The organism is Ruegeria arenilitoris (assembly GCF_013032855.1).
GTDB classification, from domain to species: Bacteria; Pseudomonadota; Alphaproteobacteria; order Rhodobacterales; family Rhodobacteraceae; genus Ruegeria; species Ruegeria arenilitoris.
Genome location: NZ_WQDA01000004.1, coordinates 315289 through 334733 on the forward strand (window position 1 = coordinate 315289; position 19445 = coordinate 334733).

Consider the following 19445-nt stretch of genomic DNA (forward strand, 5'->3'; position numbering starts at 1 on the left):
GCCTAGTCAAGGTTTACAGTCATGACCAAGATCACCTTCATCGGTGCAGGTTCCACGATTTTCATGCAAAATATCGTGGGCGATGCCCTGCTGACCCCGTCACTGGCCGACAGCCATTTTGCCCTGATGGACATTGACCCCGAGCGTCTGGCCGAAAGCGAAACCGTGGCCCGCGCCATGATCCGCTCGGTCGGGACCGGCGCGACCGTGTCCACCCATACCGACCGCCGCGCGGCGCTGGACGGGGCCGATTTCGTCATCACCGCCTTCCAGATCGGCGGCTACAGACCCTGCACCGTCACCGATTTCGAGATCCCCAAGCAATATGGCCTGCGCCAGACCATCGCCGACACGCTGGGCGTGGGCGGCATCATGCGCGGCCTGCGCACCGTGCCGGTCCTGTGGGATGTGGCACGCGACATGGCGCAACTGTGCCCGAATGCCACGCTGCTGCAATACGTCAACCCGATGGCCATCAACACCTGGGCGCTGGCCGAACGGTTCCCGGCACTGAAACATGTGGGTCTGTGCCACTCGGTCCAGAACACGGTCGAGGAACTGGCCCATGACCTGGACCTGCCCAAGGATGAAATCCGCTATCGCGTTGCGGGCGTGAACCATGTGGCGTTTTTCCTGCGGCTGGAACATCAGGGCCGCGACCTGTATCCGGCGCTGCGCCGGGGCTATCACGCGGGCCAGCTGCCCAAGGCGCCGCTGCTGATGCCGCGCTGCCCCAACAAGGTGCGGTACGAGGTGATGGATCACCTGGGCTATTTCTGCACCGAAAGCTCGGAACACCTGGCCGAGTACGTCCCGTGGTTCATCAAGGACGGACGTCAGGACCTGATCGACCAATTCCAGATCCCGCTGGACGAATACCCCACCCGTTGCGAGGAGCAGGTCGCGAATTGGAAGGAACAGGCCAAGACCCTGACCGACGGGCGCGACATTGAAGTGATCCGCAGCCACGAATTCGCCGCCGACCTGATGAACGCCATCGTCACCGACACGCCCTATGTCGCCTATGGCAACCTGCCCAATACCGGGCAGATTCCGCAGCTACCGCTCGGCGCCGCAGTCGAAACACCCTGCCTGGTCGACAGCAACGGCGTGCAGCCCTCGGTCGTGACCGGCATCCCGCCGCAGCTGGTCGCCCTGATGCGCAGCCAGATCAACGTGCAGGAACTGACCGTGCGCGCCCTGGTCGAGGAAAACCCCGAACACATCTACCACGCCGCCATGATGGACCCGCACACCGCCGCCGAACTGGACCTGCGCCAGATCCGCAGCCTGGTCAGTGACCTGCTGACCGCCCATGCCGACTGGCTGCCGGATTGGTGCCGTCCGGCCCGCGCGGCCTGATCATCCGGTAAACACACAAGAGAACCACGACCCAATACGAAAAAGAAACAAAGACATGAAGAAACGCCGCTCACAGCACTGGTACGGCAAGCTCGACAAGGACGGGTTCATCCATCGGTCGTGGATGAAGAACCAGGGCTTTCCCGATCATGCGTTCGACGGACGCCCGATCATCGGCATCTGCAACACATGGTCGGAACTGACGCCGTGCAACTCGGGCCTGCGCGACCTCGCCGAAGGCGTCAAGCGCGGCGTGTGGGAGGCCGGAGGCTTTCCGGTCGAATTCCCGGTGATGTCGCTGGGCGAAACCCAGATGAAGCCCACCGCCATGCTGTTCCGCAACCTGCTGGCCATGGATGTCGAGGAATCGATCCGCGCCTATGGCATTGACGGCGTGGTGCTGCTGGGCGGCTGCGACAAGACCACGCCCGGCCAGCTGATGGGCGCGGCCTCGGTCGATCTGCCCACCATCGTGGTCAGCTCGGGGCCGATGCTGAACGGCAAGTACTGCGGCAAGGATATCGGCTCGGGCACCGATGTCTGGAAGTTCTCGGAAGCCGTGCGCGCCGGAGAGATGACCTTGCAGGATTTCATGAACGCCGAATCCGGCATGAGCCGGTCCAAGGGCGTGTGCATGACCATGGGCACGGCCTCGACCATGGCGTCGCTGGTCGAGGCGATGGGCATGAGCCTGCCCACAAACGCCGCCCTGCCCGCCGTCGATGCCCGCCGCATGGCGCTGGCGCACATGACCGGCAAGCGCATCGTCGAGATGGTGGACGAGGACCTCAAACCCTCGGACATCCTGACCAAGGCGGCGTTTGAGAACGCCATTTTGGCCAATGCCGCGGTGGGTGGGTCCACCAACGCCGTGGTGCACCTGCTGGCGCTGGCCGGCCGGGTGGGCGTGGACCTGACCCTGCAGGATTTCGAGATCGGCTCGGACATTCCGCTGCTGGTCAACTGCATGCCCTCGGGCAAATACCTGATGGAAGATTTCTGCTATGCCGGCGGGATGCCGGTGGTCCTGTCCGAGCTGAAATCGCATCTGCGCCCGGCCCGCACCGTTCTGAACAAGGACATCTCGGCCCACTATGAGGGCGCGGAATGCTTCAACCGTGACGTGATCCACGCCTTTGACGATCCGGTGAAACCGGCCGCCGGGCTGCGCGTTCTGCGCGGCAACCTGGCGCCGAACGGGGCCATCGTGAAACCCTCGGCCGCCACAGACAGCCTGCTGGAGACGGAAGGTGAGGCCTATGTCTTCGACAGCATCGAGGACCTGAAGGCCAATATCGACCGCGACGACCTGCCTGTGACGCCCGAGACCATACTGGTGCTCAAAGGCTGCGGGCCCAAGGGCTATCCGGGCATGCCCGAGGTCGGCAACATGCCGATCCCCGCCAAACTGGTGAAACAGGGCGTAAGTGACATGATCCGCATTTCCGACGCACGCATGTCGGGCACCGCCTTCGGCACCGTGATCCTGCATGTCAGCCCCGAGGCGCAGGCGGGCGGTCCTCTGGCGCTGGTGAAAACCGGTGATCGCATCCGCGTCTCGGCCAGCAAGGGCGAGCTGGAACTGCTGGTCGACGAACAGGAACTGGCCGCCCGCCGCGCGGATTGGCAGCCCGACGACCCGCATTACACCCGCGGCTATGCCAAACTGTATATCGACCATGTCCTTCAGGCCGACCGCGGCGCTGACCTTGATTTCCTGGTGGGCAAGGACACCCGCCTTGTGACCAGAGAGAGCCATTGATGACCCAGCCAGCAACCTTCCATGACCTCGACGGCGCGTCCGTCTTCATCACCGGCGGCGGGTCGGGCGTGGGCGCGGCCCTGACAGACGGGTTCCTGGCCCAAGGCGCCAAGGTCGCCTTTATCGGCCGGTCCGACGCCAGCGCGTTCGTCGAAGAGATGCGCGCCAAACACGGCCGCGCGCCCTTGTTCCTGCAGGGCGACATGACCGACACCGCGCTGCTGCACGAAACAATGACCAAGGCTGCCGAGGCCCACGGTCCGCTGAACGTGCTGGTCAACAATGCCGCAAACGACAAGCGCCACAGCCTCGAGGAAACCACGACCGAGTTTTGGGACTGGATGATCGAGGTCAACCTCAAGGCCTATTACTTTGCCTGCCAGCAGGCCGCGCGCCAGATGGCCGAAACCGGCGGGTCGATCATCAACTTCAGTTCGATCAGCTACATGATGGGCAATGCGGGCTATCCGATCTATACGACGGCCAACGCCGGAATCACCGGCATGACCCGCTCGCTCGCGCGCGAGCTGGGGCCGAAGAACATCCGCGTCAACGCGCTGGCGCCCGGCTGGGTGCTGACGCAGAAACAACTGGACATGTGGGCCACGCCCGAGGATCTGGCCGCGCATATGGATCGACAGTGCCTGAAGGAACATCTGAGCCCGGACGACATGATCGCGCCGACGCTGTTCCTGGCATCGACGGCCAGCCGCGCCATGACCGGGCAATGCATGGTCGTCGATGGCGGCGTGGTCACAACGGGGTAAGCACATGAACACCGAGTGGATCGCAGTAGACTGGGGCACCTCGCATCTGCGCGCCTGGGCGATGCAGGGCGACACGGTGCTGGACCACGCCCAATGCGACCGGGGCATGGCGACGCTGGGCCGGGATCAGTTCCAGGACGCGCTGCTGACGCTGGTTCAGGGCTGGCTGGGCGCGGCGCCCGTCGACGTGATCGCCTGCGGCATGGTCGGTGCCCGGCAAGGCTGGGTCGAGGCGCCCTATGTGGCGGTTCCGACCAAGCCGATCTCGAACGTGCCGGTGCGCGTGCCCGGCACCGATCCACGCATCCGCGCTTTCGTGGTACCCGGCCTGAAACAGGACGACCCCGCCGACGTGATGCGCGGCGAGGAAACCCAGATCGCCGGCTACCTGTCCACGCGCCCGCATTGGGATGGCGTGATCTGCCTGCCCGGCACCCACACCAAATGGGTGCAGGTCAGCGCCGGCGAGGTCGTCAGCTTCCGCACCTTCATGACGGGTGAACTGTTCGATCTGCTGGGACAACACTCGGTGCTGAAACACTCGGTGGGCGAAGGCTGGGACGACGACGCCTTTGCCACGGCCGTGGCCGACACGCTGTCCAAGCCCGAGCAACTGGCCGGGCGGCTGTTCGGGCTGCGCGCGGCCGACCTGCTGCACGGCCAGGATCCGGCCACCGCCCGCGCCCGCCTGTCGGGCGCTCTGATCGGTGCCGAACTGGCCGCCACCCGCCCCTATTGGCTGGGTCAGCAACTGGCCATCATCGGGGCCGAGGCCCTGTCGAACATCTATGCCACCGCGCTGCAGCAACAGGGCGCATTCGTCGAAACCGCCGACGCGACCCAAGCCACGCTGGCCGGTCTGCTGCAGGCCCGCACCCTCACGAGGCAAACCGCATGAGCCGCCCCATCATCGCCATTCTGCGAGGGCTTGAACCGGCACAGGCCGAGGCCGTCGGCCAAGCCATTTTGGACGCCGGAATCGACCGGATCGAGGTTCCGCTGAACTCGCCCGACCCGCTGGACAGCATCGGCCGTCTGGCCCGTTCGATCGGCGACCGCGCGCTGGTCGGGGCCGGAACCGTCCTGACCGTGGACGAAGTCGAACAGGTGGCCGCCGTTGGCGGCAAGCTGATCGTGTCGCCAAATTGCGATGCCGAGGTTATCGCGCGCACGGTGGATCTGAGCCTTCAAAGCTGGCCCGGGGTCTATACCCCGACCGAAGCCTTCGTCGCCCTGCGCGCCGGAGCCACCGGGTTGAAACTGTTTCCCGGGGTGATGGCCGGACCGGTGGGGCTGGCGGCCATGCGCCCGATCCTGCCCAAGGGCACGCAGGTCTATGCCGTGGGCGGCGCGGGGCCCGAGAATTTCGGCGACTGGCTCAAGGCCGGGGCCGACGGTTTCGGCATCGGCTCGGCCCTGTTCAAACCCGGCATGTCCGTGGACCAGATCGCCGAAAACGCCCGCCAGATCGTCGCCGCCTTTGACGAGGCCGCGCGATGAGCCAGGTCTTTGACGACCGCCCGTGCGCGTTGGGCGAAGGCCCGCTGTGGCACCCCGAACGGCAACAGCTGTTCTGGTTCGACATCATCAACAAGCGCCTGATGACCCGCGACGCGGGTGGCCCGCAAAGCTGGGATTTTGCCGAGCACGTCTCGGCCGCAGGCTGGATCGACCGCGACACGCTGCTGATCGCGTCGGAAACCGGCCTGTGGCGGTTCGGGCTTGAGACCGGTCACAAGGACCGCATCGTCGCGCTCGAGGCCGACAACCCGGTGACCCGCTCGAATGACGGGCGGGCTGATCCGTGGGGCGGGTTCTGGATCGGCACAATGGGCAAGCGCGCGGAACGGGGCGCGGGGGCGATCTATCGTTTTTGGCGGGGTGAGCTGCGGCAGCTGGTGCCGGACGTGACCATCTCGAACGCGATCAGTTTCGCGCCTGACCGGTCTTGCGCCTATTTTTGCGACACGGCCACCGGGCAGGTGCGGCGCTGGGGCCTGAACCCGGAAACCGGCTGGCCCGAGGGCGACAGCGCGGTGTTTCTGGACCTGCGCGCCGAGGGGCTGAACCCCGATGGCGCGGTCGTCGATGCCGCGGGCAACCTATGGCTCGCGCAATGGGGCGCGGCGCGGGTCGCGGTCTATGACGCCGGCGGAACCTTTCTGCGCGCGGTGAACTTCCCGGCGGCCCATACCTCGTGCCCCGCTTTCGGCGGGCCGGATCTGACGACGCTGTTCTGCACCTCGGCCCGTGAAGGGCTGGATGCGGACACCATCGCATCGCACCCCACCAACGGAATGACCTTTGCCGCCGAAAACGCGGGCCAAGGTCAGGCGGAACACAGAGTCATCCTATGAACCCCGAACTTGGCGTTTGCTATTACCCCGAACATTGGCCCCAGTCGATGTGGGCCGAAGATGCCGCGCGCATGGTCGAGGCCGGCCTGCGCTGGGTCCGGATCGGCGAATTCGGATGGAGCCGGATGGAGCCGGAACCGGGCCGGCTGACATTCGACTGGCTGGATCAGGCCATCGAGACCCTTGGTGCGGCTGGGCTGAAGGTGGTGCTGGGAACCCCAACCGCCACGCCGCCGCGCTGGATGCTGGACCGGCACCCGGACATGCTGGCGGTGGATGAAAACGGGCAGCCGCGCAAGTTCGGCTCGCGCCGTCACTATTGTTTCAGCCATCCCGGATACGTCGATGAGTGCGTCCGCATCGCCCGGATCATGGGCGAACTTTATGGCCGCAACCCGCATGTGGCCGGCTGGCAGATCGACAATGAATATGGTTGCCACGACACCACCGTCAGCTACGGCGAGCCTGCCCGGCAGGCCTTCCGCCGTTGGCTGGCCGAACGCTATGGCTCGGTCGCGGCGCTGAACGCGGCCTGGGGCAACGTGTTCTGGTCGATGGAATACGGCGACTTCGATCAGATCGACCTGCCCAACCTGACCGTGACCGAACCCAACCCGGCGCATGTGCTGGCCTTCCGCCGGTTTAGCTCGGATCAGGTGGTGGCCTTCAACCGGGCCCAGGTTCAGGCGCTGCGGCCCCTGACCGACGCGCCGCTGCTACACAACTACATGGGCCGGATTCTGGATTTCGACCATTTCGAAGTGGGCGCCGATCTGGATATCGCCACCTGGGACAGCTACCCGATCGGGTTCCTGTCCGACCGGCTCGAGGCCGACGCGGCGCACAAGGCGACCTTTCTGCAGCAGGGCGACCCGGACATGCAGGCCTTTCACCACGATCTGTACCGCGCCGTCGGACGCGGCCGCTGGTGGGTGATGGAACAGCAGCCCGGACCGGTGAACTGGGCGCCCTACAACCCGGCCCCTCTGCCGGGCATGGTGCGGCTTTGGTCGCTTGAGGCCGTGGCCCACGGGGCCGAGGTGGTCAGCTATTTCCGCTGGCGGCAGGCGCCTTTTGCGCAGGAACAGATGCACGCGGGCTTGCTGACACCGAACAACCAACCCGCCCCCGGTCTGGCCGAGGCGCAGCAGACGGCCGCGGATCTGGCCGCGCTGGGACCGGTGGAACCGGTGCAGGCGCGGGTGGCCATCCTGTTCGACTACCCGTCGGACTGGGCCTGGGCGACCCAGCCTCAGGGCGCTGGGTTCAACTATTTTCGGCTGGTGTTTTCCGCTTATCGCGCCCTGCGCCGCGCCGGGCTGTCGGTCGATGTCGTGCCGGCCTCGGGCTTGGACGACGCCGACTATGATCTGATCCTCGCCCCCGGACTGGCCACGCTGGACGACGCGCTGGCCGACCGCCTGCGGGCGGCCGCGAAACTGACGGTTCTGGGCCCGCGTACCGGGGCAATCACTGCTGATTTCCAGATCCCGGCCCAAGGCCGCCCTGGCCTGCAAGCGCTGGACTGCGACGTGGCGCTGGTGGAATCCCTGCCGCCCGAGATCACCCGCCCGGTTCAGGGCGGCGGAGCGGCGCAACACTGGGTCGAGTGGCTGACAGGCGACGCGCCCGATCTGTTGACCTTTGCGGACGGAACCCCGGCGCTGAAGGGCAGTGACCAGCTTTGGTATCTGGCCAGCTTCCCGGACGAAGACCTGTGGGACCGGATCGTTGGAATGGCCGCGCAGAAGGTCGGGCTGACCCTGCACCCTATGCCGCCCGGCCTGCGGCGGCGCGAAACCGCGACCCATGACTTCCTGATCAACTACAACGCCACACCGGTGGATTGGAACGGCCACAGCATCGCTGCCTGCGGGGTCGCCATCCTGAAGCGCAATCCGCCCGGCCAGGAATGAACCTGAACCGGGCGGATGTGGTGCTCTGGTAGGCGCTTTTTCCTACTCGTCGGTCTTCAGACTGTTTGGATCGAAGACGTTGCCGAACCCACTGTTGCCCGAAGGCTGATTGTCAGGCTCGGCTGAGCTTTCGTCGTCCTGACCACCCAATGTGTTCGGAGCGAACACATTGCCAAAACCGCTGTTGTTCGACGGTTTGGGCGTGGATTGCTGCGCGTCGCCTTGCTCGGCTTCGCGCTGCTTGCGCTGCTCCTCGCGTTGCTTGCGCAATTCCTGAATGCGCTGTTCGGCTTCCAGACGCTTTTCTTCCTTGACGTCCGCGATGCACTGGGCCGGGTTGTAGGCCATGGCCGTCCCGACGACAGTGATCGTTGCCACGGCAAACATGACCAGCAGCACGGCCGCCATGTTCCCCGAGAAAAAGCTGGGCAACTTGATCTTGCCCGCCAGCTCCTCGACCGTGGCTTCCTTGCGCGCGGCAGCGACCAGTTCCTGACGCTTCAACTTGGCTTCGTTCAACAGGGCGAAGAACACGGTCAGCGCCACGATGATAAAGGCCAGCGCCGAAATCGCAGGTGTAATGCCGTAGCGCACCTTCTGAGCCAGTTCGATTGTCAGTGTCGGGTATTCGCCGAACGTGAAGGTGGTGGTGTTGTAGTTCTCGAACGAGGCAAGAAACGCAAGCACCGCCGCCGAAGCAATCGCCGGGCGCATGAACGGGAGCAGGATCTTGCGAAACGCCTGTGCATGCGTTGCGCCAAGGTCCAGTGCCGCCTCGGTCAGCGCCAGGTCATATCGCTGCAGCCGGGCCACCAGAACCAACATGCAATAGCTGGCGATGAAGGTGGATTGGCCAATCACGGTCAGGAAAATACCGTTCGACAAAAAGCTGTCGGCGCCCAGCCCCAGCATCCGGTTGATCCGGTCCCAGAAGACCAGCGTCGAGATACCCAGAACAACGCCCGGGATCAGGATCGGAGCGATGATGATCGTATAGTAGGTGGCGCGCAGCTTGGGCCAGATCTGGGTCAACATCAGCGCTCCGGCCAAGCCCATCGCCACCGACAGAACCACGGTTCCCGCGCCGATGATCAACGAGTTCTTGATGCCGTTCAGGATGCGTTGGTCCTGAAACAACTCGCCAAACCACTGGAAGGTCAGGCATTCCCACGGGCTCATGCGCGGGAAACCGGACGAGTTGAAGGCGGTGATCGACATGATCACCAGGGGACCCAGCAGGTAGGCGAAGAAGATCGCCAGATAGACCCAGATGCTGATACGGAGGAAGGACATGTTCATTTCCCGATATCCCCCATGTTCACCTTGAACAGGCGCATCATTGCCAGCACGAACAGGATACAGGTGACCAGCAGAACGATGGCGTAGGCTGCGCCTTGTGGCCAGTCGTTGTTGTCATTGAACTGCTGATAGATCAGTTGCGTGAACCACAGACTGGACGGCCCACCCAGGATTTGAGGTGCGGCCAGCGCACCGGCCGACAGCATGAACACCATCGTACAGCCAGAACTGATGCCAGGCTTGGCATAGGGAATGACCACCCTCCAGTGGATCCGCCACCACGGAGCGCCCAAGTCGCGCGCCGCTTCGATCTGGTTTCCATCCAGGCTTTCGATGACGTTGTACATCGGGAAGATCATCAGCAGGATGTACGCGTAGCCGAGGCCCGCATAGAGCGCGATGTCGTTGCGGATGAAATCAAACGGCGTGTCCCAGATCCCCAATCCGACGAACAGCGTGTTCAAAACACCCGTCTCTCCGAAGATGATACGCAGCGCAAAGGCGCGCAGGATCTCGTTGATCCAATAGGGGATGATCAGCATGATCGCGAAGATACGGATGTGATTGCCCTTGGACTGACCCAGGTAATAGGCAATCGGATAGCAAATGATCAGGTTGAAGATCGTCACGCAGACCGCAGCGATCAACGTCCGGAAGAACACGCGCAGATCAACGGCGTTGTAGGACTGGCTACCGCCTTCCGGCCCGTAGATCAGGTATTTGTAGTTCTCTAGAGTGTACACGTCCTTGGGGCCGCCGATTTCCGGGGGCGGCAGGTTGGGACGGAAGGAAAAGTCCAGCATCGACAGCTGCGGCAGGATGATCAGGCCGATCGTCCAGAACAGGACAAGCCCCAGAATCGCGAGCCCCATGCCGAAACCGTTGCGGTTGAAGAAGTCCCTGAGGAAGCCAGGCATCGTCGGGCCTCCTTATTCCGCAGCCAGCTCACCCGCCGGAACGACGACCGCGTTGCGGGTTTCGTATTCCAACGTGATGTTCTGCCCGGTGTGATCTTTGAACGACTGCCCGTGGTTCGGGATCGAGACCTTAATCTCCTTGCCGCCCTCTCCTTCGGTGAAGATGTTGAAGACGTTGCCTTCGAATTCCTCGTGGGTCACCCGTGCCGTGACGAAATGATCGCCGCTCGTCCCCTCGGGTGCAATCGAGAACGCCTCGGGTCGGATGAACATCATGGCGTCGTCACCTTCGGCCAACTTGCCCTGATTGGCGGTCGATATCCGCGCCACCAGATCGCCGGACCGGTTGGTCGAGATCAGGGCCTCTTCGCCCATCACTCTTTTGACCTTGCCGCGGAAGACGTTGTTTTCGCCCACGAACGAGGCGGCAAAAGCGGTTGTCGGGTCGTTGTAGATGGTCTTGCCATCGGCGATCTGGTCAATCACGCCAGCACGCATCACGGCGATGTTGTCAGACATGGTCAGGGCCTCGCCCTGGTCATGGGTGATGTAGATGAATGTGATGCCCACACGCTTTTGGATTTCGCGCAGCTCGGTGCGCATGTGCTGGCGCAGCTTGAGATCCAGCGCCGACAGCGGTTCGTCCAGCAGCAGCACGTCTGGCTCGGCGCATAGAGCGCGCGCGATGGCCACTCGTTGGCGCTGACCGCCCGACAACTCGCTGGGCAGCTTGTCGCCCTGATCCGGCAGGGCGATCATGTCCAGCAGCTCGTCCGCGCGTTTGCGCCGTTCGGCGGCGCTGGCCCCTTTGATCTCCATCGAAAAAGTTATGTTCTCCCACACCTTCATGAGCGGAAACAGCGCGAGGTTCTGAAAGATCAGAGCAGTAGGACGCTTGTTCGGCCCGATGCCCTTCATGTTCTTGCCGCCGATCAGGACATTGCCTTCGCTGGGCTCGAGGAACCCCGAGACCGCTCGAAGGATCGTGGTCTTGCCGCAGCCCGAAGGCCCAAGGAACGAAAAGAAATCGCCCCCGTTGATGTTCACGTTCGCATCTCGCACAGCGACAAAATCGCCGAAGCGGATCCACAGGTTTTCCAGATCAACTCCGATCCCTGCACTCATTTTTGGTATCTCCCTGTGATGCAGCCTCAGGCCGCACCGCATCGTTGTCCGTCACGCGGGGCAAACGCGTGCGGGGTCCAAAGGCCCCCCGCGCGACAACGCGAGGGGCGCGATCTCAAGGCGATCAGGCGCTCTTGAACTTGTTGACGAACTCGGTCCGGGTCTCGGCATACCACGGTGCTTCGGCAGGCCACGGGTTCAGGTTGGCCAGCGAGTCGCCCGGATAGGCCTCGGCAAAGTTCTTCTTGTAGGTGTCGCCCGAATACTGGTCGGCACCCAGAACCGGCGAGTTGTAGCCGTGGCTGTCGATTGCGACACCGGCCGGCTTGGCCTGATAGGCGAAGTCAATGAAGGCGTAGACCTGGTCGATATTGGTTGCGCCGGTCGGCATCGAAATACCGTCGACCCAAGCCATCGCACCCTCGACCGGAGCCTGGTAGTGCACCGGTTCGCCAGCGGATTTCAGTGCCAGCGGCGGACCATCCCAAGTCTGTCCGACGACAACCCCTTCGTTCAGCAGGCCGTTCTTCTGGGTGTCGGCATCGTTCCAGATCAGTTTGATCCGGTCCTTGCGGGCGATGCACCAGTCGGTGATCTGACCCCAGACCTTGCGCATGGTGTCTTCGTCGCCATATGCGGCCCAGACCGAGCCGGGCTCCATCTCGCCGATGCGCTCCATGTACAGACCCGCGCCCAACATCATCGAATGCGCGCGACCCATGGTCTTGCCGGCGTTTTCTTCCGACCAGACGTCACCATAGGACGGAGCGTCGCCCTCGGGCAGCCACAGGTCGGTGCGATAGGCAATGCCTTCGGTACCCCAGATATGCGGCAGCCAATGCGCGCCGCTGTCACCAAAGTTCCAGGCATCGGTGCCGATCTTGGCCATCGCCGGGTTGACCTTGTCGATCGGGACCCTGTTCATGTCGAACGGCTGCAGAAGCTCCAGCGGCTCCCACTGCAGCGAGCGGTTGTTGGTCGGCGAAACGATATCAAAGCCCTGGCCCTTGGTGGCCTTCATCTTGTTGATGATCTCTTCGTTCGAGCCAATTCCGGTGTAGTTCACCTTGATCCCGGTCAGGGTTTCGAACTCTTCGATGAAGCTGGGCGGCAGGTAATCCGACCACATCAGGATGTTGACTTCGCCCGAAGATGCAAGGGCGCTTTTGCTGTACAGAGGTGCCGCCAGCGCAGCTGCGCCGGCCCCTTTCAACACCGTACGACGGCTGAAGTTTGACGATTTGGTCATTCGTGTTTCTCCCGTGTTTGGACTGAGTTTTGTTTTTTATCCGTGCGTCACGTTAGAGTTTTGCGGTCGCCCCGTCAGTCCAAAAAGTGACAGTTTGCGAAATTCTTAGGTCCAGTTCCCTCGGAAGCCCAAGCCCGGAGCCTGCCCAAACAGCACGCGACTCTGCGGGAATTCGCGCAAGGATCATATATCAAAAGGGCCGACGATACCTAACGGCGCATCGGAACTGGCCTCATGTCGCGAAGGGAGATCACGCGAATTTTTTACGCAGCCGCCTAATCGATGCGCACCATTTCAGCCGCAAAAATCAATTTGCGACGAATTCAGACCAGAATCACGACGCGGTCGGAGCTATTTGCGCATTGACCGGCCGTCATGAAACAGGTGGATCTTCTCCGGCGCGGCAGTCACCGAAACCGTCTGACCACGCAAGCCACGATGGATGCCCGGCAGTTTGCCGATCACCGACTCAGCGCCGGGGGCTTTCGCGAAATAGAGCAGCGTTACCTCGCCCAACGCTTCGGTAAAGTCCACGGTCCCGGTCACGATGGGGTCACCGTCGGCGACCACCAGATCCTCGGGCCGCACACCCACATTGACCTTCTTGCCGGCGTCGGCGTCCCGGGTCGGAATGGCCGAAACTGCCGTGCCGCCACAGTCCAGCGCAACGGTCGTGGTGGCACCGGTGCCGGTGATCGTGCCCGGCAGCAGGTTCATGGCGGGCGAGCCGATGAACTGGGCCACGAATTCATTGTCGGGCGTCTCGTACAGTTCCAGCGGCGTGCCGACCTGCGCGATGCCCTTGTTGGCCAGAACCACGATCCGGCTGGCCAGGGTCATTGCCTCGACCTGATCGTGGGTGACATAGATCATCGTGCTGTCGGGCATCGCCTCTTTCAGGCGCGCGATCTCGATCCGCGTGGCCACCCGCAGCGCGGCATCCAGGTTCGACAGCGGCTCGTCGAACAGATAGACCTTGGGGTCGCGCACGATGGCCCGGCCGATGGCCACCCGCTGACGCTGACCGCCCGACAGAGCCTTGGGCAGCCGGTCCAGAAACGGTTCCAGCTGCAGGATCTGCGCCGCGCGGTTCACCGACGCGTCGATCTGATCGGCAGGCATCTTGGCGATCTTCAGGGCAAAGGCCATGTTCTCGCGCACGGTCATATGCGGATACAGCGCATAGCTTTGGAACACCATGGCGATGCCCCGCTGTGCCGGGGGCACATCGTTCATCACCTGCCCCTCGATCTCCAGCGTTCCGCCCGAAATACGTTCCAGCCCCGCGATCATCCGAAGCAGGGTGGACTTGCCGCAGCCCGAGGGGCCGACGAACACGATCAACTCGCCGCGCTCGATCTCGAGGTTGATGTCCTTCAGGACATCAACATTGCCATAGGTCTTGGCGACATCGGTCAACTTGAGCTCGGACATGGGTTACCCTTTCTCTCGGACCATCAGGCAAAATTGCGACGGCGCCAGCGTGGCGCGGCCCTGCGCCTCGACTGCGCCCAGATCCTGACCGATGCAGCGCCAGTTGCCTTCGGGCAGGTCGATTTCCGCGGTGCCATCGCCTAGGTTGAAGGCACAGAACACCTGTTGGGTGTCATCCTCGCGCAGGAAGCTGAGGATCGGGCCGGTTTCGCGCATGTCGGACTGGGTGCCCGACATCAGCGCCGGATATTCATGGTGCAAAGCGATGGCACGGCGATAGTGGTTCAGAACCGACTGCGGGTCGGCGTCCATCCGGTCCACGGCGCGTTCGGCCTGCGCGGTGCTGACGGGCAGCCAGGGCGCACCGGTGGTAAAGCCCGACTGTTCGTCCTGCGCGGCCCAGACCATGGGCGTACGGCAGCCGTCGCGGCCCTTGTATTCAGGCCAGAACTCGATGCCATAGGGGTCCTGCAGGTGCTCAAAGGGCACGTCGGCCTCGGGCAGGCCCAGCTCTTCGCCCTGATACAGGCAGGCCGAGCCGCGCAGGCACATCATCAGAACCGCGTGCTGCCGGATGCCTGCGTCGTCCAGATCCCAGCGCGAGGCGTGGCGCTGCACGTCGTGGTTGGAGAACGCCCAGCACGGCCAGGCGTCGCCGGCCTTGGACAAAAGCTGGTCGAACACATGCTTGGTGTATTCTGCCGTCAGGCGGCGTTTTTCTAGAAATTCAAAGGCATAGCACATGTGCATGCGCTTGTCGCCACGGGTGTATTCGCCCATGATCTCGAGCCCGCGCTGTGCGTCGCCCACCTCGCCCAGACAGGCGCGACCGTCATATTGATCGGTCAGGGCGCGCAGCCGTTCCAGGAAGGCGATGTTTTCCGGCTGGCTCTTGGAATACAGGTGGTCCTGATGGTTGTAGGGGTTGACCATCGGCGCGATCGTGGCGTTGCGCTGATCCAGCGGCAGCGCCGGGTTGTCGCGCAGTTGCGCGTCGTGGAAGTAGAAGTTGATTGTGTCCAGCCGGAACCCGTCAACGCCCATGTCCAGCCAGAACCGCGCCACGTCCAGCAGCGCGTCCTGCACGTCGGGGTTGTGGAAATTCAGGTCCGGCTGCGAGGTCAGGAAGTTGTGCAGGTAGTACTGCTGCCGGCGCGTATCCCACTGCCAGGCCGAGCCGCCGAAGATCGACAGCCAGTTGTTGGGCGGGGTCCCGTCGGGCTTGGGGTCGGCCCAGACATACCAGTCGGCCTTGGGGTTTTCGCGGTTTCTGCGGCTTTCGACGAACCACGGATGCTGGTCCGAAGTATGCGACAGCACAAGGTCGATCATCACCCGCAGACCCAGACCATGGGCGCGGTCCAGCAACGTCTGGAAATCCTCCATCGTGCCGAACATCGGATCGATGGCGCGATAGTCGCTGACATCGTACCCGAAATCCTTCATCGGCGACTTGAAGAAGGGCGAGATCCAGATCGCATCGACCCCCAGACCGGCGATGTAATCCAGCCGCTGGGTAATGCCTCGCAGGTCTCCGATGCCGTCGCCGTTGCTGTCCTGAAAGCTGCGCGGGTAGATCTGATAGATCACACCGCCGCGCCACCAGTCGGACGCCGTCTTGGTTGAGTGCTTGAGGTCCACGTTGTTCTGCACGTTCATCACACGCCCTTATTTGACTGAACCGGCCAGCAATCCGCGGACCAGGTATTTCTGCATTGCAAAGAAGACGACCAGCGGCACCGCGATCGACACGAACGCGGCCGTGGCCAGGATTTCCCAATTGCCGCCCCGCGTGCCCAGAAGCTCGACGATACTGTTGGTCATCACGGTGGTTTCGCCGGACGCGTCGATCAGGAACACCTTGGCCACCAGCAGGTCGTTCCATGTCCACAGGAACTGGAAGATGGCGAACGAGGCCAGCGCCGGAAAGCTCAGCGGCAGGATCAGCTTGGTGAAGATTTGAAACTCGGTGGCGCCATCGACCCGCGCATTCTCGATCAGGTCGCGGGGCAGCCCGGCCATGTAGTTGCGCAGAAGATAGATCGCCAGCGGCATGCCAAAGCCGGTATGGGCCAGCCAGACGCCCAGATACCCTTTGCCGATGCCGATGTTCAGGTGGAATTTCAGCAGCGGGATCAGCGCCAACTGCAAGGGAACCACCAGCAGACCGACCACCGCGGCGATCAACAGCGCACGGCCCGGGAAATCCATCCAGGCCAGCGCATAGGCCGCGAAAGCCGCCACCAGGATCGGAATGATCGTGGCCGGAATCGTGACTGTCAACGTGTTGAAGAACGCCTTGGCCATGCTGTCAGTGCTGTCCTCGGCCAGCAGGACCTTGTGGTAGTTGTCCAGCGTGAACTCGGGCGGCAACTCGGCGGTCACGAAGACGCGCGACCCACGGCTGCCGGTGAATTCCTCGGTGTTCTCCATCCGGTAGTCGCCATTGGCCTGAACGGTGATCGCACCGCCCTTGCGCAGTTCGGCGGTCTGGCCCGGCTCAAACGCATCGATCTCGCGCGAGCTGATGCCCCATTTCGAGATGCGCGCCTTGGTTCCGGCGTCGAACAGGTTGCCCTCGATCACATACAGGCCGTTTTTCTGCATCTGGGTGTCGGGCGCGGCGCTGCGCAGCGTCAGGTTCTGCTCGGACGGGAAAATCGCCCGCCACCAGCCGCTGGTCGCGATCTGGTCCGCCGTGCGAAACGACGAGATGAACAGGCCCAGCGTGGGCACCACCCACAGCACCACCAGAAACAGAACCGAGGCATGTACGGCCCATCTGAGCGCCGGGCGGGTTCCTGCGATCTCACTCATGACGCACCCCCTATTCCATTTCCTTGCGCGCGTTGCGCACGTTCCAGACAAGGATCGGCGTCACCAGCAGCATGATGACCATGGCCGAGGCCGAACCCACGCCCCAGTCATTGGCGCGGAACAGCTTGTCGAACATGTAGTTGGCCAACACCTGTGTCTCCCACTGGCCGTTGGTCATGGCGAAAACGATGTCGAACACCTTCAGCACGACGATGGTGATCGTGGTCCACACCACCAGAATCGTCGTCTTGATCTGCGGCACCTTGATCTTGAAGAAGATCTGGAACGGGCTGGCGCCATCCAGAATGGCGGCCTCGACCGTTTCTTCGGGAATGCCGCGCAGGGCCGCCGACAGGATCACCATGGCAAAGCCCGTCTGAATCCAGACCAGCACGATCATCAGGAAGAAATTGTTCCAGAACGGGATCGTCAGCCAGGTCTGCGGGTCGGTTCCGCCAAAGAAGATGTACAGGGCATTCAGCATGCCGATCTGGTCCTGCTCGACCGGACGGGTGTCATAGACAAGCTTCCAGATCACCGATGCGCCCACGAACGAGATCGCCATCGGCATGAAGATCAGAGATTTGGCGACATTGCCCCATCGGATGCGGTCGGTCAGCTGGGCGACCAACAGGCCAAATGCTGTCGACAGCGCCGGGACCACGATCAGCCACAGCATGTTGTTACGCATCGCTTCCCAGAATTTGGGCTCTCCCATCATCTGGGAGTAGTTGTCCAGACCCACCCACTCGTATCCGCCGCCAGGCACCCGGTCGGTCAGGGACAGGCGCAGCGTTTCCACCACAGGATAGGCCAGGTACAGCCCCAGCGCGACCAGAGCGGGCAAAAGAAACAACCATGGCCGGACCATGTTTGCCCGATTGATGTTGCGTCCGGCGTTCGGGCCGCGCGGCGGGAACAGAATCTTGTCCAGAAACTGGTTGGACAAGTAGAAGTAACCAACACAGCCGGATACGCCGATGGCGATCGTCAGCAGACCTTGCAATGCGGGATGCATGTCACCCTCCCTGGCGACAATGGGTCGGGCAACCCTGAGGTCGGATTGCCCGGTTTCATGGCTTTATTGGATCGCGTCCCAAGACGCCTGGATCTCGTCCGCCACGTCTTGCGCGGGTTTGCCACCGGCATAGTCGACCATGCCCGTCCAGAACGTGCCTGCGCCAACCGCGCCCGGCATCAGGTCAGACCCGTCAAAACGGAAGGTGGTCGCACCCAGAAGAATGTCGTTCATCTTCTTCAGGGTCGGATCCGAGAAGGCCGAGGTATCGACACCCTTGTGCGGCGTCAAAAAGCCGCTGAGCGCCATCCAGGTCTCATGCGCCTCGGGGGTCTGCAGATAGGCGATCAGGTCATGCGCTGCGGGGCTGTCATTGGTGATCGCCCACAGGGTGCCAGCGCCCAGTACCGGGCTGCCCAGATCCTTGCTTTCATAAGCCGGGAAGTAGAAGAAATCGGCATCTTCACCCACGACCGTGCCTTCGGGGAAGAAGGCCGGGATGAACGAGGCCTGACGGTGCATGTAGCACTGCGGCGGCGAGCTGAACATGCCTTTGGGGCTGTCGCGGAAATCCGTGGTTGCAACCGCACCGGCCCCACCGGCGACGTAGTCGTCATTGCGGGCGAATGCGCCGAATTCCTCGATCGCGGCCACGACCTTGGGATCGTTGAACTTCAGCTCGTTGGCAACCCACGCGTCATAATCCTCGGGGGATTGGGTGCGCAGCATCATATCCTCGACCCAGTCGGTCGCAGGCCAGCCGGTTGCGCCACCCGACCCCAGACCGATGCACCAGGGCGTGCCGCCATCGGCGACGATCTGGTCGGTCAGGGCCTTGAGCTCTTCCATCGTGGTTGGAACTTCATATCCCGCGTCCTCAAAGTTCTCGGGCACGTACCAGACCAGCGATTTCACATCGACCTTGTAGAAGAAGCCGTACAGGTGGTCCTGACCGTCCGGGCCGGCATAGGTGCCCAGATCAACCCAAGACTGGCCCGCGGCATAGTTGTCCCGGATCCAGTCGGCGGTCCCGTCAGCAAGCGGTGTCAGAAACCCGGCCTTGGCCATATCGGCTGCAAGACCCGGCTGGGGGAACACGGCGATGTTCGGGGCCGACCCGGCCTCGGCGTCGATGCGGATCTGCTGCTCGAAGCTGTCCGACCCGACATAGGCATATTCATGACCGGTGGCCGCGGCAAAGCCGTCCAGCACCTTTTCGACATTCTCCTGGTCCGGGCCAAGCCACGGGCCGAACACGGTGACCTTTTCGGCCTGGGCCGCGCCCGCCATCAGGGCAAACGTGGCCGCACCTGCCAAAAGCGAGTGTTTCATTGATTTTCCTCCCAACTGTATCCGCGCGTGTGAGACTCAGTTTTCAAAGCGCTTTGAATGCGGCCGTTATCCGCTAACATGTTGGCCCTG

Annotated in this window: 16 protein-coding genes; 7 read left to right on the forward strand and 9 right to left on the reverse strand. The window is 63.0% G+C overall.

Features of this window, described 5'->3' with window-relative positions:
* The first annotated feature begins 21 nt into the window (after positions 1-21).
* The 7 genes from melA to GOW72_RS15040 are packed head-to-tail and all read left to right on the forward strand — an operon-like array spanning position 22 to position 8164.
* Positions 22-1362, forward strand: a complete 1341-nt coding sequence (melA, locus tag GOW72_RS15010) for an alpha-glucosidase/alpha-galactosidase (RefSeq protein WP_170367391.1) — start codon at positions 22-24, stop codon at positions 1360-1362.
* 55 nt (positions 1363-1417) lie between these two features.
* Positions 1418-3124: an IlvD/Edd family dehydratase gene (locus tag GOW72_RS15015; protein WP_170367392.1), complete on the forward strand. Its 1707-nt coding sequence runs from the start codon at positions 1418-1420 to the stop codon at positions 3122-3124.
* A complete protein-coding gene (locus GOW72_RS15020; RefSeq protein WP_170365985.1) occupies positions 3124-3891 on the forward strand; it encodes an SDR family NAD(P)-dependent oxidoreductase in 768 nt (255 codons plus the stop codon). Before GOW72_RS15015 ends, GOW72_RS15020 begins: the two co-directional genes overlap by 1 nt.
* Positions 3892-3895: 4 nt before the next feature.
* Positions 3896-4789 (forward strand): 2-dehydro-3-deoxygalactonokinase, encoded by an 894-nt coding sequence (locus GOW72_RS15025; protein ID WP_170367393.1) that lies wholly within the window; start codon positions 3896-3898, stop codon positions 4787-4789.
* The gene (locus GOW72_RS15030) at positions 4786-5391 is read left to right on the forward strand and encodes a 2-dehydro-3-deoxy-6-phosphogalactonate aldolase (protein ID WP_170367394.1); all 606 of its coding nucleotides are present in this window, start codon (positions 4786-4788) and stop codon (positions 5389-5391) included. Before GOW72_RS15025 ends, GOW72_RS15030 begins: the two co-directional genes overlap by 4 nt.
* Positions 5388-6248, forward strand: coding sequence for an SMP-30/gluconolactonase/LRE family protein (locus GOW72_RS15035; protein ID WP_170367395.1), 861 nt, complete (start codon positions 5388-5390; stop codon positions 6246-6248). The genes GOW72_RS15030 and GOW72_RS15035 overlap by 4 nt, the downstream gene beginning before the upstream one ends.
* Positions 6245-8164: a beta-galactosidase gene (locus GOW72_RS15040; RefSeq protein WP_170367396.1), complete on the forward strand. Its 1920-nt coding sequence runs from the start codon at positions 6245-6247 to the stop codon at positions 8162-8164. Before GOW72_RS15035 ends, GOW72_RS15040 begins: the two co-directional genes overlap by 4 nt.
* Positions 8165-8206: 42 nt before the next feature.
* Here the strand turns inward: GOW72_RS15040 and GOW72_RS15045 are convergent, their stop codons facing one another.
* From GOW72_RS15045 to GOW72_RS15085, 9 genes are all read right to left on the reverse strand, one after another.
* Positions 8207-9463 carry an ABC transporter permease gene (locus tag GOW72_RS15045; protein ID WP_170341237.1) on the reverse strand — a complete coding sequence of 419 codons (1257 nt, stop codon included), beginning with the start codon at positions 9461-9463 and terminating at the stop codon, positions 8207-8209.
* Positions 9460-10380, reverse strand: coding sequence for an ABC transporter permease (locus GOW72_RS15050; RefSeq protein ID WP_170341829.1), 921 nt, complete (start codon positions 10378-10380; stop codon positions 9460-9462). Before GOW72_RS15050 ends, GOW72_RS15045 begins: the two co-directional genes overlap by 4 nt.
* Positions 10381-10392: 12 nt before the next feature.
* Entirely contained in the window at positions 10393-11505 is a 1113-nt protein-coding gene (locus GOW72_RS15055; protein WP_093963159.1) for an ABC transporter ATP-binding protein, read from the reverse strand.
* A gap of 124 nt (positions 11506-11629) precedes the next feature.
* Complete coding sequence (locus GOW72_RS15060; protein ID WP_170341827.1) at positions 11630-12754, reverse strand: extracellular solute-binding protein; 1125 nt, start codon at positions 12752-12754, stop codon at positions 11630-11632.
* A 351-nt stretch (positions 12755-13105) separates the two neighbouring features.
* A complete protein-coding gene (locus tag GOW72_RS15065; RefSeq protein WP_170367397.1) occupies positions 13106-14188 on the reverse strand; it encodes an ABC transporter ATP-binding protein in 1083 nt (360 codons plus the stop codon).
* 3 nt (positions 14189-14191) lie between these two features.
* Complete coding sequence (locus GOW72_RS15070) at positions 14192-15847, reverse strand: alpha-glucosidase (protein ID WP_170367398.1); 1656 nt, start codon at positions 15845-15847, stop codon at positions 14192-14194.
* A 9-nt stretch (positions 15848-15856) separates the two neighbouring features.
* Positions 15857-17005: a carbohydrate ABC transporter permease gene (locus GOW72_RS15075; protein ID WP_170367399.1), complete on the reverse strand. Its 1149-nt coding sequence runs from the start codon at positions 17003-17005 to the stop codon at positions 15857-15859.
* Between the two features lie 10 nt (positions 17006-17015).
* Positions 17016-18023 carry a carbohydrate ABC transporter permease gene (locus tag GOW72_RS15080; protein ID WP_170367400.1) on the reverse strand — a complete coding sequence of 336 codons (1008 nt, stop codon included), beginning with the start codon at positions 18021-18023 and terminating at the stop codon, positions 17016-17018.
* A gap of 63 nt (positions 18024-18086) precedes the next feature.
* A complete protein-coding gene (locus GOW72_RS15085; RefSeq protein ID WP_170366000.1) occupies positions 18087-19355 on the reverse strand; it encodes an ABC transporter substrate-binding protein in 1269 nt (422 codons plus the stop codon).
* Positions 19356-19445 lie beyond the last annotated feature (90 nt).

Bases quoted from the DNA above. Each gene is read 5' to 3' on its own strand.
- melA (WP_170367391.1), top strand. From the start codon at position 22: ATGACCAAGATCACCTTCATCGGTGCAGGTTCCACGATTTTCATGCAA.
- GOW72_RS15015 (WP_170367392.1), top strand. From the start codon at position 1,418: ATGAAGAAACGCCGCTCACAGCACTGGTACGGCAAGCTCGACAAGGAC.
- GOW72_RS15020 (WP_170365985.1), top strand. From the start codon at position 3,124: ATGACCCAGCCAGCAACCTTCCATGACCTCGACGGCGCGTCCGTCTTC.
- GOW72_RS15025 (WP_170367393.1), top strand. From the start codon at position 3,896: ATGAACACCGAGTGGATCGCAGTAGACTGGGGCACCTCGCATCTGCGC.
- GOW72_RS15030 (WP_170367394.1), top strand. From the start codon at position 4,786: ATGAGCCGCCCCATCATCGCCATTCTGCGAGGGCTTGAACCGGCACAG.
- GOW72_RS15035 (WP_170367395.1), top strand. From the start codon at position 5,388: ATGAGCCAGGTCTTTGACGACCGCCCGTGCGCGTTGGGCGAAGGCCCG.
- GOW72_RS15040 (WP_170367396.1), top strand. From the start codon at position 6,245: ATGAACCCCGAACTTGGCGTTTGCTATTACCCCGAACATTGGCCCCAG.
- GOW72_RS15045 (WP_170341237.1), bottom strand. From the start codon at position 9,463: ATGAACATGTCCTTCCTCCGTATCAGCATCTGGGTCTATCTGGCGATC.
- GOW72_RS15050 (WP_170341829.1), bottom strand. From the start codon at position 10,380: ATGCCTGGCTTCCTCAGGGACTTCTTCAACCGCAACGGTTTCGGCATG.
- GOW72_RS15055 (WP_093963159.1), bottom strand. From the start codon at position 11,505: ATGAGTGCAGGGATCGGAGTTGATCTGGAAAACCTGTGGATCCGCTTC.
- GOW72_RS15060 (WP_170341827.1), bottom strand. From the start codon at position 12,754: ATGACCAAATCGTCAAACTTCAGCCGTCGTACGGTGTTGAAAGGGGCC.
- GOW72_RS15065 (WP_170367397.1), bottom strand. From the start codon at position 14,188: ATGTCCGAGCTCAAGTTGACCGATGTCGCCAAGACCTATGGCAATGTT.
- GOW72_RS15070 (WP_170367398.1), bottom strand. From the start codon at position 15,847: ATGAACGTGCAGAACAACGTGGACCTCAAGCACTCAACCAAGACGGCG.
- GOW72_RS15075 (WP_170367399.1), bottom strand. From the start codon at position 17,005: ATGAGTGAGATCGCAGGAACCCGCCCGGCGCTCAGATGGGCCGTACAT.
- GOW72_RS15080 (WP_170367400.1), bottom strand. From the start codon at position 18,023: ATGCATCCCGCATTGCAAGGTCTGCTGACGATCGCCATCGGCGTATCC.
- GOW72_RS15085 (WP_170366000.1), bottom strand. From the start codon at position 19,355: ATGAAACACTCGCTTTTGGCAGGTGCGGCCACGTTTGCCCTGATGGCG.